General features: G+C 59.2%; 15 protein-coding genes and 1 pseudogene. 10 read left to right on the forward strand and 6 right to left on the reverse strand.

From position 1 onward, the window contains the following. The first annotated feature begins 32 nt into the window (after positions 1-32). The gene (locus VR71_RS14485; RefSeq protein WP_045685180.1) at positions 33-1,274 is read left to right on the forward strand and encodes a sialidase family protein; all 1,242 of its coding nucleotides are present in this window, start codon (positions 33-35) and stop codon (positions 1,272-1,274) included. A gap of 50 nt (positions 1,275-1,324) precedes the next feature. Here VR71_RS14485 and VR71_RS14490 read toward each other — a convergent pair whose 3' ends face one another. Beyond that, entirely contained in the window at positions 1,325-2,551 is a 1,227-nt protein-coding gene (locus VR71_RS14490) for an efflux RND transporter permease subunit (RefSeq protein ID WP_230797756.1), read from the reverse strand. 221 nt (positions 2,552-2,772) lie between these two features. Between VR71_RS14490 and VR71_RS25080 the strand changes: the two genes are divergently transcribed. The 6 genes and pseudogenes from VR71_RS25080 (at position 2,773) to VR71_RS14510 (ending at position 7,166) form a co-directional block, all read left to right on the forward strand. Then, positions 2,773-3,530 (forward strand): IS5 family transposase gene (locus VR71_RS25080; protein WP_230797755.1). Its coding sequence is split into 2 segments (ribosomal slippage): positions 2,773-3,109 and positions 3,109-3,530, totalling 759 coding nucleotides; the frame shifts between segments, so codons are not numbered across the junction. Positions 3,531-3,806: 276 nt separating this feature from the next. Continuing rightward, positions 3,807-4,397 (forward strand): L,D-transpeptidase, encoded by a 591-nt coding sequence (locus VR71_RS25085; protein WP_009820137.1) that lies wholly within the window; start codon positions 3,807-3,809, stop codon positions 4,395-4,397. Positions 4,398-4,480: 83 nt separating this feature from the next. After that, positions 4,481-5,056 carry a L,D-transpeptidase gene (locus VR71_RS25090; RefSeq protein WP_009820136.1) on the forward strand — a complete coding sequence of 192 codons (576 nt, stop codon included), beginning with the start codon at positions 4,481-4,483 and terminating at the stop codon, positions 5,054-5,056. Positions 5,057-5,166: 110 nt separating this feature from the next. Further along, positions 5,167-5,901: a DsbA family protein gene (locus tag VR71_RS14505; protein WP_230797754.1), complete on the forward strand. Its 735-nt coding sequence runs from the start codon at positions 5,167-5,169 to the stop codon at positions 5,899-5,901. A 126-nt stretch (positions 5,902-6,027) separates the two neighbouring features. Then, a pseudogene (locus VR71_RS25095) lies at positions 6,028-6,231 on the forward strand (DUF411 domain-containing protein); the annotation flags it as partial. 269 nt (positions 6,232-6,500) lie between these two features. Continuing rightward, the gene (locus VR71_RS14510; RefSeq protein ID WP_040652275.1) at positions 6,501-7,166 is read left to right on the forward strand and encodes a L,D-transpeptidase; all 666 of its coding nucleotides are present in this window, start codon (positions 6,501-6,503) and stop codon (positions 7,164-7,166) included. A 39-nt stretch (positions 7,167-7,205) separates the two neighbouring features. Here VR71_RS14510 and VR71_RS14515 read toward each other — a convergent pair whose 3' ends face one another. Beyond that, positions 7,206-7,475, reverse strand: a complete 270-nt coding sequence (locus tag VR71_RS14515) for a hypothetical protein (RefSeq protein ID WP_009820132.1) — start codon at positions 7,473-7,475, stop codon at positions 7,206-7,208. A gap of 379 nt (positions 7,476-7,854) precedes the next feature. On the opposite strand from VR71_RS14515, the gene VR71_RS14520 reads away from it, so the two are divergent. Further along, positions 7,855-10,041 (forward strand): cation-translocating P-type ATPase, encoded by a 2,187-nt coding sequence (locus VR71_RS14520; RefSeq protein WP_009820131.1) that lies wholly within the window; start codon positions 7,855-7,857, stop codon positions 10,039-10,041. A 99-nt stretch (positions 10,042-10,140) separates the two neighbouring features. Next, a complete protein-coding gene (locus VR71_RS14525) occupies positions 10,141-10,617 on the forward strand; it encodes a L,D-transpeptidase family protein (protein ID WP_043872282.1) in 477 nt (158 codons plus the stop codon). Between the two features lie 3 nt (positions 10,618-10,620). Here the strand turns inward: VR71_RS14525 and phnE are convergent, their stop codons facing one another. From phnE to VR71_RS14545, 4 genes are read right to left on the reverse strand one after another with little or no spacing between them, the layout of a single operon-like run. Next, the gene (phnE, locus tag VR71_RS14530; protein WP_009820129.1) at positions 10,621-11,379 is read right to left on the reverse strand and encodes a phosphonate ABC transporter, permease protein PhnE; all 759 of its coding nucleotides are present in this window, start codon (positions 11,377-11,379) and stop codon (positions 10,621-10,623) included. Further along, positions 11,379-12,161 carry a phosphonate ABC transporter ATP-binding protein gene (locus VR71_RS14535; protein ID WP_045685196.1) on the reverse strand — a complete coding sequence of 261 codons (783 nt, stop codon included), beginning with the start codon at positions 12,159-12,161 and terminating at the stop codon, positions 11,379-11,381. Before VR71_RS14535 ends, phnE begins: the two co-directional genes overlap by 1 nt. Next, positions 12,158-13,021 (reverse strand): phosphate/phosphite/phosphonate ABC transporter substrate-binding protein, encoded by an 864-nt coding sequence (locus tag VR71_RS14540; RefSeq protein ID WP_240672228.1) that lies wholly within the window; start codon positions 13,019-13,021, stop codon positions 12,158-12,160. Before VR71_RS14540 ends, VR71_RS14535 begins: the two co-directional genes overlap by 4 nt. Before the next feature lie 11 nt (positions 13,022-13,032). Beyond that, positions 13,033-14,913 carry a cytochrome c peroxidase gene (locus VR71_RS14545; RefSeq protein ID WP_045685208.1) on the reverse strand — a complete coding sequence of 627 codons (1,881 nt, stop codon included), beginning with the start codon at positions 14,911-14,913 and terminating at the stop codon, positions 13,033-13,035. Between the two features lie 94 nt (positions 14,914-15,007). On the opposite strand from VR71_RS14545, the gene mntR reads away from it, so the two are divergent. Continuing rightward, positions 15,008-15,478, forward strand: a complete 471-nt coding sequence (gene mntR, locus VR71_RS14550; RefSeq protein WP_009820125.1) for a manganese-binding transcriptional regulator MntR — start codon at positions 15,008-15,010, stop codon at positions 15,476-15,478. Positions 15,479-15,607: the final 129 nt, after the last annotated feature.

The following is a 15,607-nucleotide window of genomic DNA, read 5'->3' on the forward strand; positions in this document are numbered from 1 at the left end:
GACATGGCCACAACTGGCGGAAGAACGTTTTCATGAGTAAATGTCTTTATGCGTCCATATTGAGTATTGGTGCATTTTTCAGTTCTTTCACCGCAACATATGCCGAGGAAACCGACCTCTTCAGATTGACCGACCGCGCAGCCCCGGTCGGCATCGGTGCCCGTGAGCCATCACTTGCAACCTTGCCGGATGGCCGGGTCGTATTGAGTTGGACAGAAGAAAACGGAGCCGAAGCGGAAGTTCGCATGGCCATCCTTGATGGCAGCGAGTGGTCGGACGCTCGCACAATTCATAAATCGTCAAAGATTTACATCAACTGGGCCGATTTTCCATCGGTAGCGGTGCTGGCTGATGGCGGCCTGGCGGCACAATGGCTTAAACTGAATGGGGAGGGTGATTACCAATATGACGTCAATATCGCTTTTTCTAAAGATGAAGGCAGAAGCTGGACGGAACCGCTTGTTCCCCATGATGACAGATCACAACGCGAGCACGGTTTTGTTTCGTTGGTTCCCGATCAGTTTGGCGGGTTGACGGCGCTGTGGCTGGATGGCCGGGAGTATGACAGTCAAACAGAAGGCGAAAACTTCGAGAATGCGATGCAGCTGCGCGCACGACAGATCAACTCTGACGGAACGATGAAGCCAGAAAGCCTGTTGGACGCGCGCGCTTGTACTTGTTGTCAGACGTCCGCAGCGCGGACCGCTTCGGGCGATATCGTGGCGGTCTATCGTGATCGAACCGCCGATGAAATCCGCGACATTTCGATTGTTCGATCTACCGGAGGGGACTGGACGCAACCCCTCACTGTTCACGACGACGGATGGGAAAGTGCCGGCTGCCCCGTAAATGGCCCAGCTGTTGATACGATGGACGACAAGGTGTCCGTCATCTGGTTCACTGCAGCTGAGAATAAACCGGAGGTTTATATCGCGTTTTCGGACGATGGCGGCGCGCAGTTTGACGAACCGCTCCGCATTGACCTCGGCACAGCCGCGGGACGGGTGGATGTTCTGCAAATGCCGGATGGAAGCGCATTGGCGCTCTGGATTGAATATGTGGGAGGCGGTGAAGCGATCGTCATGTGCCACATATCGCGAAGTACCGGATGCGCAGCGCCTCAGGCGCTCCATATCAATCGGGGCGGCGGATCGATCGGTTTTCCCCGAATGGCGCGCGGAGACGCCGGTACGTTTGTGGCCTGGACGCAGCCGACCGGCGGCGGGGATGGGGACACTACAATCCGCATGGTCGAAGTCGCGGTGACTCCATAGGTTTCGAGCATACATCTCAATATCCTATTGCTTGCTTGACGCCGTTGCCCTTATTCTGCGGCCCGCCCGAGGGCCAAATCAGGCACTGTACCGGCTTGCTTCAGGCCCCACCCTTTGATGATGGCATAAACCGCCGGAATGACGATCAGGGTCAGCAAGGTTGACGACACCATTCCCCCGATCATGGGCACTGCGATGCGCTGCATGATCTCGGACCCGGTGCCATGCGCCCAAAGGATCGGCATCAGGCCGGCCATGATTGCGACAACTGTCATCATCTTGGGGCGCACGCGGTCTACTGCACCCACCATGATCGCGGCGTGGAGCTCGTCGCGGGTCAGGTCCCTGTCGCCCGCGCGGGCACGCGCTTCATTCAACGCCTGATCGAGATAGATCAACATGATCACTCCGGTTTCAGCCGCCACCCCGGCCAGCGCGATAAACCCGACGGCCACCTTAACCGACATGTTGAAGCCCATGAACCACATGAGCCAAATGCCACCGACCAGAGCGAAAGGCAGCGACAACATCACGATCAAGGTTTCCGTCAGGCGGCGGAAGTTTAGGTAAAGCAGCAGAAAGATCAGCGCCAGCGTCAGCGGCACAACAGTGGCCAGCCGCTGTTTCGCGCGTTCAAGGTATTCGAACTGACCGCTCCAGCCCAAAGAATAGCCGGGTGGCAGAGTGACGGAGGCCGCGACCGCCGCCTGAGCTTCGGCCACATAGCCGCCAAGATCGCGTCCGACGATATCGACAAAGATATATACGGCAAGCTGTCCGTTCTCGGTGCGGATCGACGTAGCTCCGCGGGTGCGTTCAATGGTGGCCACGTCCCCCAGTGGAATGGTGCCACCGCCCGGCAGTGCAACCTGAACCTCGCGCCCAATCGCCTCCGGATCAGACCTCAGTGTCGCCGGATAGCGCATTGCGACGTCGTAGCGCTCGCGCCCCTCGACGGTCTGCGTGATGGCCTTGGCCCCCAACGCCATGCCGATTACCTCTTGCACATCCTGCACCGACAGACCGTAGCGGCCAAGCGCTGTACGGTCCGGGGTGATGTCGAAGTAATAGCCGCCGATCACCCGTTCGGCATAGGCGCTGGTCGTTCCGGGCACCGTTCGTACCACGGCTTCGACCTCACGGGCGACCTTTTCCATCTCGGTCAGGCTGGTGCCGAAGACCTTGATCCCCACAGGCGTGCGGATGCCGGTGGACAGCATGTCGATGCGCGCCCGGATCGGCATCGTCCAGGCGTTCGATACGCCGGGAAATTGCATGGCGGCATCCATTTCCTGCCGAGGCTGTTGATTTCCACTCAGAAGCGACCCGGGCAGGCATATAATTTCCATTGAGGGGGCATCGTTGAGTGAACCCCAAATCGACTGATCAACTCGCTGACCGTCTCTTCGCCCTTCAGCGCCTCTAGGCTCTGGACCCATTGATTTGGTTGCGGTCTCCGCGCGATCTTGATTCAAGCTCCCAAACTTTAGGGGGCGTGATGAGCAATCTTTTCTGGCTGAACGATGAGCAGATGGCACGGCTTCGACCGTACTTTCCGAAGAGCCATGGCAAGCCACGCGTCGATGACAGGCGTGTTCTGAGTGGCATTATTTTCATTAATCGCAATGGCTTGCGTTGGAGCGACGCGCCAAAGGAATATGGTCCATCCAAGGCGCTCTACAACCGATGGAAGCGGTGGAGCGACATGGGCGTGTTTGCCCGGATCATGGTTGGGTTGGCTTCGGAGGGAACGGACCGGAAGACGATCATGATCGACGCGACCTACCTCAAGGCGCATCGCACGGCCTCCAGCCTGCGTTTAAAAAAAGGGGGCGTGGAAGGCTGATCGGGCGCACGAAAGGTGGCATGAACACAAAGCTGCATGCTGTCACCGACGCCGCAGGGCGTCCGATCCGGTTCTTCATCACTGGTGGGCAGGTCAGCGACTACACCGGTGCCAGGGCGCTGGTGAGCAGCCTGCCATCGGCTGACTGGCTACTGGGGGATCGAGGATATGATGCGGACTGGTTCCGTGAGGCGTTGATAGAAAAGGGGATCAAGCCCTGCATCCCGGGACGTAAGTCGCGCGACAAACCTATCAAATACGACAAGCGGAGATACAAGAGGCGCAACCGGATCGAGATCATGTTCGGACGCCTGAAGGACTGGCGGCGGGTTGCCACTCGCTACGACAGATCCCCAACCGTATCCCTCTCAGCAATCGCGCTCGCCGCGACCGTCTTGTTCTGGCTCTGAATCAATGAGTCTGGAACCTAATGCGACCTTGGTCTTAAATTCTGGGCGATGCTGCTTCCGTTTCGACATGTCAGATCTCCTTCGTGTTGAAGATCAGCAGACTACAAATCGCAGCTTACGCCAGTGTCCGAATTTCGGGGAGAATCTCAGACGCTATCACTCGCCTGTCGAAAATCTCAAAATTACTGACCTCACATTTTTGTGATATTAAATTGGTTGAACCTCCAGTGGGTGAAGGTTGTAGAAACCGGAAAAGTTTAGTTTGAGGGTAGTGGAATGAAGTTTGTAAAAGATGCGGCTATCTCGCGGCGCAGTATCCTGCTTGGAGCAGCGGCGAGCGGCCTCACTCTGAAAGCGGGCACCGCATTTGCCCAAAACACGCCTCCGCTAGCATCACCGGTTGTACGTAGGAACTCGTCCGGTTTTGCTGTCGCGAATTGGGAGGATCACTTCGACAACCTGAAACATGGGGTAATACTCTGCGATATAGATTCCCGAGCGGTGCAGTATTGGTCCGAAAACCAAAGCGTTTATAAGCTTTATCCTTCCAGTGTGCCTGAGTCCGAAGATCTTACCAAACGCGGGTACACTAGCGTGATCAAGAAAGTGGAAGGTCCAAGCTGGCGCCCAACTCCTTCAATGAAAATCCGCAATCCTGAATGGCCCGACTACTTTCCACCTGGTCCTGATAATCCTTTGGGCACGCACGCTCTCTACCTGTCATGGCAGTATTATCGCGTCCACGGGACAGGAGACACGCGGAAGATTGGCCGCCGATCATCAAATGGGTGCATTGGTCTTTATAACGAACATATCAAAGAATTGTTTGCTTTGGCCGAAGTAGGAACACAAGTCAAGCTGTTTTGATCCCGCACTTCGCATGACTTGTTAAAGTCTGATCTCGTGTACCAGCGCTCATTCTACGTTCACTACTCGAAAGCCATAGTTTCATGAAACGACGAAAATTTCTCTTTGCCACCGGGGCTGTCGGAGCTTTGTGCAGTCAGCCCGTTTCAGCTCATGTAGTGCTGCCAAAGTATGATTTGCCGCCGGAGTATTTGCCTCAAGTAGTAAGCATCCCAGGAGGCGCTGATCCCTACGAAATTCATGTTTTCCCAAGCCAGTTTGCCCTCTTCTGGACCCAACCTGACAACACTGCAATTCGCTATACCGTCGGGATCGGTCGCCCGAGTCTTTATGAGGCAGGCGAATTCTATGTTGGGGCAAAGAAGGAATGGCCCAGCTGGACACCGACCCCGGGCATGTTGCGTCGTGAGCCTCAGAAATATGGTCCCTTACGAAATGGAATGCCTGGCGGTTTGAGCAATCCTCTAGGTGCGCGGGCCCTCTACCTCTTTCAACCGGGTCGTGGCGATACCTTTTTGCGTGTGCATGGCACAAATGACCCAACCACTATCGGCCGTGCAGTCTCGAACGGGTGCGCCAGATTGGTGAACGATCAGATTGTCCAATTTTATGATAAAGTCCCGCTGGACACCCGTGTGATCCTATACCCCGCAACTTAGAACACTGCCTTGGCGAGATCAGCGTGTTTTGGTAGCTTTTCAGCAGAAGATTTCCTAGGGAAGATAACTCAATCACCCCGGATCTCTCTCAATCCTAGGAAGGATTCAAGATGTTATTAGCGCGACGCGGCCTGTCGAAAATTGTTCTTGCAACAGTATTAGCAGCATTTCCTGTTACTACTGTGGCCGCACAAGAACTCAATGAAGCAGATATCAAGCGTCTCGCACTTGAAGCGATCTTGGAAAAACCCGAAATTCTGATCGAAGCGCTTTCAATCCTTCAGGAACGTGAAAATGTAGCGCTCGCCGAAGCGCAGACTGACGCCCTGTCTGAGTTGCGCGATGATTTCGAACAGAATGCTCCGATCTTCGGGAACTTGGATGGCAGCGTCACACTTGTCGAGTTCTTTGACTATAACTGCGGGTATTGTCGCCGCGCTGCACCAGAGGTCAAAGCGGTACTGGAGGCAAGCAAGGATGTCCGCATTATTTATCGTGAATTCCCGATCCTAGGGCCCGGTTCCGAAGTTGCGGCGCGCGCGTCACTTGCCGCGAGAAACCAAGGTAAATATCAGCAGTTTCACGAGGCAATGATGGCATTGAACGGGCAAGCCGTTGAAGCAAGCGTTATGAAAATTGCAGGCGATGTGGGGCTCGATCTCGAAGTTTTGAAAACAGATATGCAATCTGATTCAGTGAGTGATCACATTGCGGCCTCTCTGCGTTTCGCAGAAGCTTTGGGTATAACTGGAACGCCGACGTTCGTATTGGGTGACGAAATAATCCCCGGTGTGATCGAGCGCGGCACACTTCTTGAAAAGATAGCAGAACTCGTCCCCGAGTGAAAGGGGGGACGATTATGAGATCGGCCCTTATAGCCCTTGATCTTCCACCCGCTGGAACCCCTATCTCCGAAGTTATCTGGAGCAAGAGGTCTCACTATGGAAAACGAAAAGTCATTAGCCTTCGGCGGCTATATGATCGAAGGCCACGTCCCGGTCGCCGACATTCGCCGTCTGTTGGATGAGCGCCCAAACGCTGTTGGCCTTGAAGTCCCCGGTGTGCCTTACGGATCGCCAGGGCATGGGCCAGAATCGGAACGTGAGGCCTATGTTGTACATTTGGTCAATCGAGAGGGGACCACGAAGCCGTTCACAAACTACGAGGCAGCCTGAACTCGAGACGGTGACAATGAAGGGCGGTTGAGGTCAGAGGTTTTTGAACTGACCTAGGCACCAAGGGTTGTCCATACGTAAGTTGCGAAAACACATGCCCGTGCGGGATCAATATTTTTCTTGAACCTCTAGTAACTTTAAGAGTTAAGGCATCGATAACGGTCGGCCCCATGGAGCATAGTCGTCTGTAATAACTTGACTCCTTCCTAGGTAAAAAAATTCGGGATGTGGGTTGGATCGCCGCCAATAGCGTGAAAGGAACAAGAAAGATGCTGACAAGACGACATTTCATCCAGACGACCGCTGCACTTTTCTCCGCGTCTATCTCAAGTCCGCTCCTCGCTGACACCTGGCCCACTGAAGCGGAAAAGGGTGCTTGGGATGCACAGGTAACACCGCCGGGCTATAACCCAGCCACATCAAACCCGTGGGGCCTACACCCGCGCTTTCTGCCGCAGCGGGTTGTAGCTAAAAATGGTCTTGTGGCCGGTGACATTCATGTCGACGCCGTGGCGCGCTATCTTTACCATATCGAGGAAGGCGGCACTGCGATGCGCTATGGCGTCGCGATCGCTCGCGGCAAACTTTATGAGCCGGGTGTCTACACGATCAAGCGCAAGGTCAGGTGGCCGCATTGGCAGCCAACACAGAACATGATTAACCGCGACCCGGAGCTCTACGCCGACATCGCTGACGGTATGGAACCCGGACCTGAGAACGCGCTCGGGTCACGGGCGCTTTATCTCTATGTCGGGGACCGAGACACCTATCTGCGCATCCACGGTACACCACAGCCGCGAAGCATCGGCGGACGAGCAAGTTCCGGTTGCGTCCGGATGGTCATGGCGCACATAAACGATCTGTATCCAAACGTGGAGATTGGCTCGACGGCGTTCCTATATTCGGCCGAGGACAGCGTGACTCCGCAGAGCTGACCCAAGGCGCGTCGTCAGTCCGAAGCTCGAACGTGCCAATCAGGATTGGCGCGCGACGCAGATGGGATTGCCGCCCGCCGATCGCAACGGGACCAAGGTCGTTTCCACCGGCCCATTATGATTATACCAATAGCAGTTATCTTCGGGACGTAGCCGTGCCGCGTTGAGATCTTGGTCGGGTGCAGCAAGGGCTGCGACAGACTCTGGAATATTCCCGATCCTGAATGGATCGTTGTCTTCCTTCGGAGGCACCGCACAGCCAGCTAGGGCCAATGTTGCAACCATGAACACCGCATATTTTTGAAGCATATCTATCTCACTCTTTGGCAGGTCAGCCGCGTCCACAGACTTGGCAACGCGTTTCAAGGTTCCGCAGATCGGTGTCCTTACTTGACCAAGTTTCTGTTTTAGCTCTTGAAGCTCTAGTTACTGTAGGGGCTATCTCAATGTGGAATGAACGAATCCCGAGGTCAATCCCATGTCTTCCAATGGCCACCGCCACGACCACAAGCACAGCTCTGACTGCAGTCACGATCATGTTGATGATCACAAACATGCGAGCGTAGCTCGCTACTCTCATGGAGATGGTGCTGCGTGCTGCGGTGCTGGAGCCAACACGGGACCGGCAGAATCCATCCCGTCGAATGGGCGAAGTTTTCAAGTTTCCGGTCTGGATTGTGCCGAAGAGGTGGCAATCCTGAATAGGGTGGTCGGTCCAAAAGTCGGCGGGACTGAGCATCTGGCGTTCGATGTCATCAATGGGCGGATGACAATTCTGGATACCGCAGTCGGGATTTCGGACAACGAGATTTCGCAACTGGTCGCGAGTACCGGCATGAGCGCAAAACCGTGGGACGCCGACAACGCAGCAGAGAATCAGGCCGCGCATCTGGCACGTCAAAAGCGGTTTACCGCGCTCAGCGGCGGCTTCTGGGTGGCAGGTTTTCTCTACCACATCGTCGAAACCGGCATGGGTGGTGCGCTCGGGCTATTCGCAGGGCACGGAGAAATGCCGATGCCACTCGCGGAAGCAGGGTTATTCGCGGTGGCAATTCTCTTCGGGGTCTGGCTGGTCGCGCCCAAGGCTTGGTCTTCCGCGCGACGGTTTTCCCCTGACATGAACTTGTTGATGGTGGTCGCAGTGGCGGGTGCCATCGGGCTGGGCGAATTCTTCGAGGCCGCGACGGTTGCGTTTTTCTTCTCACTTTCGCTTTACCTTGAGAGCTGGAGTGTGGGGCGGGCCCGCAACGCGGTATCGGCCTTGCTGGATCTGGCGCCGCCGACAGCTCGGGTGATCCGATCAGATGGCAGCGAAACCGATGTGCCTGCGGCAGAGGTCGCCGTGAACGATCGCTTCATTGTGCGCGGCGGCGACCGCATCCCCCTCGACGGTGAAGTGGTGGAGGGGGCGGGAGCCGTCGATCAGGCTCCCATTACCGGAGAAAGCGCGCTCGTGCCAAAGGAGCCGGGCGATGAGGTCTATGCCGGCACGATCAACGGCGAAGGCACACTGACGGTACGAGCGACCAAGGCAGCTTCCGACACAGTGTTGGCCAAGATCATCCGTATGGTCGGTGATGCCCATGCCCGCCGCGCGCCGGTCGAGCAATGGGTGGCGAAATTCGCGCGCATTTATACACCCATCGTGATGGCGGTGGCGATCACCATCGCGGTGGTGCCGCCACTCTTGCTCGGCGGCGCCTGGGACTATTGGTTCTACAATGCGCTGGTCCTTCTTGTCATCGCATGTCCTTGCGCACTGGTCATTTCTACGCCGGTGTCCATTGTAGCAGCGCTGGCCGCTTCGGCGCGAGCAGGGGTGCTCATCAAGGGCGGCGCTTATGTCGAAGCGCCAGGGCGCACCACAGCGCTGGCGATGGACAAGACGGGAACGATCACCATGGGCGAGCCTGAGGTGGCGGCGGTTCACCCGCTGGGTGAAGCCTCCGCTCGCGAAATCATCACGCTGGCAGCCAGTCTGGAGGCGCGGTCCTCGCACCCGCTGGCACGCGCCATCCTCGCGCGCGCAGAAAGCGATGGTGTTTCCGTGTCTGCCGCAGAGGACACGCGGACCGTGCCTGGGCGCGGGCTCGAAGGACGCGCCGACCGGCGCGCGATCTGGCTCGGATCAGATCGGTTTGCCCAAGAGAAAGGTTTCAGCAATGCCATTCCGGCGGATCTTCGGGACCGGATCGAAGGGGCAGGCAGCACCCTGGTTGCCGTGGGTGACGAGACCGGCGTGACCGGCGTGCTGGAGCTTCGTGACCGCATTCGCCCCGATGCAAAGGGTATCGTTGCGCGTCTGCACGCGCAGGGTGTGAAGACAATCGTGATGTTGACGGGCGACAACGAACGCACCGCACGTGCGGTGGCGGCCGAGGTCGGCATTGACGAGGTGCGCGCCGAACTCTTGCCAGAAGACAAGGTGAAGGCCATCGAGGAACTGGTGGAATGCCACGATATGGTGGCGATGATCGGCGACGGCGTGAACGACGCGCCCGCAATGGCGCGCGCGCATTATGCCATTGCCATGGGGGCTGTCGGATCGGATGCGGCGATCGAAACGGCAGATATTGCACTGATGACCGACGATCTGGCTCGAGTGCCGTGGCTGATTACTCACTCTCGGCGGACAATGACGATTATCCACCAGAATATCGGTATATCGCTGGCAACAAAGGCGCTGTTCGTCGGGCTGACCGCGTTCGGGATGGCCTCGATGTGGGGCGCCATCGCTGCGGATGTAGGCGTTTCCCTGTTGGTGGTCGCCAATGCGCTGCGGCTTTTGAACGGCCATCGGATCAAGGACGGGCCTTCGGGCGGTGAACCGGTGGGCGAGCAGATGGCGAAGGGAGCACTGGCGCACGGTCATTGATCCGACGTCTTCGGTAGAGTAACCTCTGGCACCAACAGACCTCGCAAAAAGGGGCGTCGAGCAGTGACAAACACCAGATTTCCACGGCGCGCCTTTTTGATGGGCGGATTGGCCTCCTTCCTGTCAGGTTGTGCCAGCAAGTTCCGGTCTTACAACGGACCCGAAGTGACCCGGCTACGCATGTATAAGGCACAGCGGTTTCTGGTTCTGGACGGGGTGGATGACGTCTTGCGGACCTATCCCATCGGATTAGGCTTCGCGCCCGAAGGTCACAAGCAGTTCGAGGGGGACGGCCGTACGCCGGAGGGCTCCTACGTGATTGATCGGCGCAACCCGGAGAGCCTCTTTCACCTGTCGATTGGCATCTCATATCCCAACGCGGCAGACATCGCTTTTGCGCAGGCTCAAGGAAAGTCGCCCGGTGGCGACATTTTCATCCACGGAGGACCGCGCAAGGGGATCGACCCAATGAATGTCCGCGACTGGACGGCAGGCTGCATCGCCGTCACTGACCGCCAGATCGAGGAAATCTATGCCATGGTCAGGGACGGGACACCGATCGACATTTACGCCTAAGGATCAGGTGAAGCGGCGCCGCAGTGCGACGTTGATCGCCTCAATGGCCATGACCATGACGACGACCGCAATCGTGACGCTGGCGGCCTTATCATACTGGAAGGATCTCACGTAGGTCTGGATGTAGAAGCCGATCCCACCCGCGCCGACGATGCCGAGGATCAGCGACTCGCGCAGGTTCAGTTCGAACCGGAAAATCGTGTCGCGGGCAATGACTGGGGCCATCTGCGGCCAGATCGCATGCCTGAGCCGCACGAGCGGTCCGGCGCCGGCGCTTTCCAGTGCTGCGATCGGCGCGCGGGACACGCCGTCGATCGCCTCGGCATAGAACTTGGCGAGCATCCCCGTTGCATGAAAGGCGACCGCGATGATGCCGGGCAGCGGCCCGAGCCCGACAGCGCCCACCATAAGCATGGCCACGAGGATCAGCGGCACGGCCCGGATAAAGGCCAGCAGCGCGCGCACAGGGCCGAACACCATGCGCGAGACCATGGTCTCGGAGGCGAGGATGGCCAGAGGGATCGACAGGATCACAGCGCCGAGGGAACCGAGGATCGCTATTCTCAGCGTTTCCGCGCTGCCCTTCCTGATCTCGGCCATCACTGTCGGATCGGGCGGGAACATCCGCCCGAGAAAGTCAGCGATCCGCGGACCGGCCGAAACGAGACGCGACAACTCGACATCGGTCGTGGCGAAGGACCAGAGGATTGCGCCTGCGATCAGGGTGCTGGTCGCGAAGCCGCCGAACCTGCGGTGGCCCATCAGGACACCGCCCGGAGGCCGGAACCGGGCATCGGCTCTGCCTCCCGGTAGAGAGCCGCCGTCGCCTCGTCCTGCAACTCGGATGTCGGCACATCGAACACGATCCGCCCGTTCCGCATGCCGATGATGCGCTGCGCGAAACGCCGCGCCAGGTCGGGCTGGTGCGAGGAAAACAGCGCCGTTGCGCCGCGCGCTTGCGCCGCCCCGGTCAGCATCGCCAAGACCTCCCCAGCGCGGGTGGGGTCGAGGTTGCTCACCGGCTCGTCGGCGAGGATCAGCCGTGGCTCCTGCGCGAGACACCGCGCAATGGCCACGCGCTGCCGCTGGCCGCCGCTGAGACTGTCGACCCGGCGTTCGGCGAGATCGGCAATGCCGCAATCAGTGAGGGCTGTGCGCGCAATGTCGAGATCATGTGGCCTTGGCGACCCCAGCAGGGCGCGCAGGGGCGCCATCCGGCCTAGGCGGCCGTTGAGCACGTTGCGCAGAACCGTGGAGCGTTCGACCAAGGCGAATTCCTGAAATACGAAACCGGTATCAGGTCGGCTTGCGCGCGGCGGCGGTTGGTCTGGATCGAGCGGCGCACCCAAGACTGAAACGCGCCCGCGCCAGCCGTGGAGCCTGCCATCGAGCAATGCCAGCAGCGTTGTTTTTCCTGCCCCGGACGGGCCGAGCAAAGCGACGCTTTCGCCGGTCGAAATCGTAAGCGAGACTCGCTCCAGCGCCGGAACACTCCCGCCCGGATGGGCAAAGTTCAGGTCGTCGATCCGGATGGCGGTGGTCATTCCAGGAGCCCATATCGCCGTGCCATGTCGCGCACGCCGTCATAGGCGGCAGGGTCGGCCCTGACATAGCCGTCCGGCCCGTAGAGATAGCGCAGCTTGTCGCGGTTCTCGGGCTCGTTGAGCCGCAGCATCGCGTTGGTGAAGCGGTCTTGCACCTCGGCATCCAACCCGGGTCGCGCGATCACGACATGGCTGGGGATTGGCGGGCTTTCCGCGATCCATGTCACCTGTGCTTGCTGCTGCGGCGTCAGGAGCAGGTCGGCATACTGGCTGGCACCCGCAGCGTCGACCAGACCTTCGGCCATCGCCTGCATGGCCTGCTGATAGCCGCCTGCGAAGAAGACGCGGCCGAAGAATGCCTCCGCCGCGCCTGGGCCGTCGATCAGCCGAGCCTCGACGAATTCGGCGAGCGGGTAGAGATAGCCCGATTCCGAGATCGGATCGGCGAATGCGATGTCGCGTCCGCGCAGGTCTGCAAGCGCGCCGATGCCACTGTCGCGACGCACGAAAATGCGTCCCGTATAACTCGGCGCGTCGCGGTAGACCTCGGAGAGAAGCGGCACCGCGCCGATCTCGGCCTCGGCCAGAACGAAGGGCAGGGCGCCCATGAAGGAGATGTCGGCGTCGCCGTTTCTCAGCGCCTCGACCGCCGCCGCATGGTCGATGGTGACGAACCCTTCGACGGGGACGCCGATCTCACTGGCCAGCCAGCCGCTGATGGCCTCTATGTCGCCCAGGAGCTTCTCGGGGTTCTCCTGCGGGATGAAAGCCAGCCGCAACGCAGTGTCCTGCGCGGCCAGCGGGGTTGCGAGCGATACTGCGCCCGCAGCGGCCAGCGCCAACATCGTTCTGCGGTTCATATGGATCGCCATCAGAATGCCCTCTCTTCGATTGCGTCGGCTTCGGACTTGAACGCGGTCCAGCTTGTTTCGGCAGCCACCCAGTCATCAGTACGAACGGCGTCACCAACCTCGGCCAGACGTTGGGCCAACGCGTAGACTTCAGGCCGCGCAGCCAGGTTCGACATTGTGCTGGCGTCCGCCGAAAGGTCCGCGGCCACGGTGTCGGTCAGCAGCAGGATATGTTTTGCATCCCGCTGCGGCAGCAGCGTATCAAGCGTCGAGGCGAAGGTCGTCAGTTCGGAGAATGCCAGCCGGAAGGCGGTGTTCTCGGCGTCGAATGCCTCATAGGGCTCGTCCGCTGCGCCCACGGTCTCCAGATAGGCCGTCAGGTCGGCCCGTTCCGCTCCGGTCAGGCCGAGCGACTTCGATTCGTCGAACCAGTCCACGACAGCGGCCAGGGTCGGCAGCGACCCGTCGTGGAAATAGGGCGCGGTGTAGACGGTGCCGAGCAGCGTGGGTGTATCCATCGCACCGGTGCGGGCGCCATCGTAGGCCAACGCAACCGAGCCGATATCATGGGCCTGCCGGTCCAGGAAGTTCGTGTCCGGGACGTGGCAGCTGGAGCAGGAACGGTCGCCGAGCGCCGCGAAGGGTGTATTGAAGATCGCTTCGCCGCGCTGCGCTGCCTCGGGAGCGGCTTCGGTCAGCTGACCATCCGGTGTCAGCATGGAGTTGGGCAGGAAGTCGAATTCGAGCATGTAGGCGAGCAGAGCATCCAGCATGAAGGGCGTCGGTTCATCGCCGCCGAACTCGTTGACGATGACGTTGCGGGTGAAATCGCGCAAGGAGGCGAAGCGGCCATCGCGGCCGTAGGGCCCGGTGAAGCGCAGGCCACGGAGGCTGGGGATGTCAATCGGATCATCACGCCGGTCATTGAAGATCGGGTTGAAGAAGGCGCCATCGACATCGATCGCGCCTGGTTGATGGCTCGCACCCGGAATGAAAAGCCTCTGGTTAACGTCCGATCGGTTGTGACAGGTCGAACAAGCGACCCCGAGACCCTGCGCCGGATTGCCAAAGATTTGCGCGCTGTCGAATAGCATGTCGCCATAGGCCACCAATGGCAGGTCGGTCTCGTCGATGCCCTGCTCCTCGAAATTGAGGACGAGGCGCGGCAGCGGATCCTGATCGAAGATGTCAGACCCCGGCGGCAGGCTAGGCGGCACCTCGATGGTGCGGCCACTCAGGACAACAGTTTCCGGCAGCGCGCTCAGCGTCCGGCGCGGCGCGAAATCGTCAACGAGGTAATTCTCGGCGAGATAGAGGGAGATGACTTCGCGCGCGGCTTCCATGGTTTTGCGACTCGCGGGTGTGGCACCAGCACCAAGAACACCGGCGGAACCTGTGCTGCTGTTGAGTTCCAGCCAGGCGAGGCCGATGCGTCTCGAAGCGTCGGGATCAGCAGCCGCGATACCGTCCGCGAACGAGCGATAGAGTTCTCGGGCTGTCCGCACGGCCTGCTGCGCACGTGCAGGGTCGTCGGCCATGACTGCTCGGTCCAGTTCCTCGTCGATCCGGCGCGCGATCAGCCGCGTCGCCTCGGCAAAGACCGCCTGGCGGTCTTCGCGAGTGATGGCGTCCAGAAGGGGGGCGGGTCCGATGTCGCTGTTGCCGTCCAGCCATGCCAATGCACCAACAGAGAATTCCGAACCCCGGTAGGGTTCGGCCCAGGCGGTCCCGACGTCATCCCAAGGCAGCGGTTCGAGATTTCCGAGGAAGAGAGTCAGCCGGTAGGCCGCCGCCTCGGGAAGCCATGGAGCCTCCTTGGCAGGCGTCGCAGCGACAGGTCCGGACAGGACGAGCGCACTTGCGAGTGCGACAATGAACGCTCCAAGGAATTTCTGAATCACCGCAGTCTCCGAATTCAAAAGTTAGACACGGCTAATTTATCTACCCTAAGCAAACAAGTTGTCAATCCTGCAGTTTCCCTGCAAAGTCCCAACTATGACAAAGCTGCAATCACAGGAACATGAACCGTTCGAAACTGTCGACAGGGCTCCCGAAGCACAGGCTGAGGGGTTCGCGACCGTGCGTCAGGCACATGAGAGCGAAATGGCGGAAGATTACGTTGAACTGATCGCCGAACTGATCGAGTCGCGCGGAGAGGCAAGGCCGGTGGAAATCGCCGAACGTTTTGGAGTGAAGCCGCCGACCGTGACCAAGAACATCTCGCGGCTCAAAGCTGCTGGCCTGGTGCGGCGGGAACCTTACCGCGCCATATTCCTCACGGATGCCGGTCGGGAGTTGGCCGAGGCCTGCCGCCGACGACACAGGATCGTCGTCGCGTTTCTCCTCAGCCTGGGAATCGACGAAGAGACTGCGGAACGCGATGCGGAAGGGATCGAGCATCACGTCAGCACGACCACGCTGGAGGCCTTCGAACACGCCCTCCTGCAATCTCAAAGCGGCAAGTAGCGCAGCATCAAGTTCTCGCGAAATTCAGAAAAGCAAGACTCAGGAGGCGGCGGCGTCAGCAGTCAAAGGCTGGTGGGTTGGCATTTGTTCTGATGGTCAACCTTAGTGCAGAAAATCGTTCGTGTCCTC

The sequence above is a fragment of the Roseovarius sp. BRH_c41 genome, from assembly GCF_000961715.1.
In the GTDB taxonomy this organism is placed as follows: Bacteria; Pseudomonadota; Alphaproteobacteria; order Rhodobacterales; family Rhodobacteraceae; genus Roseovarius.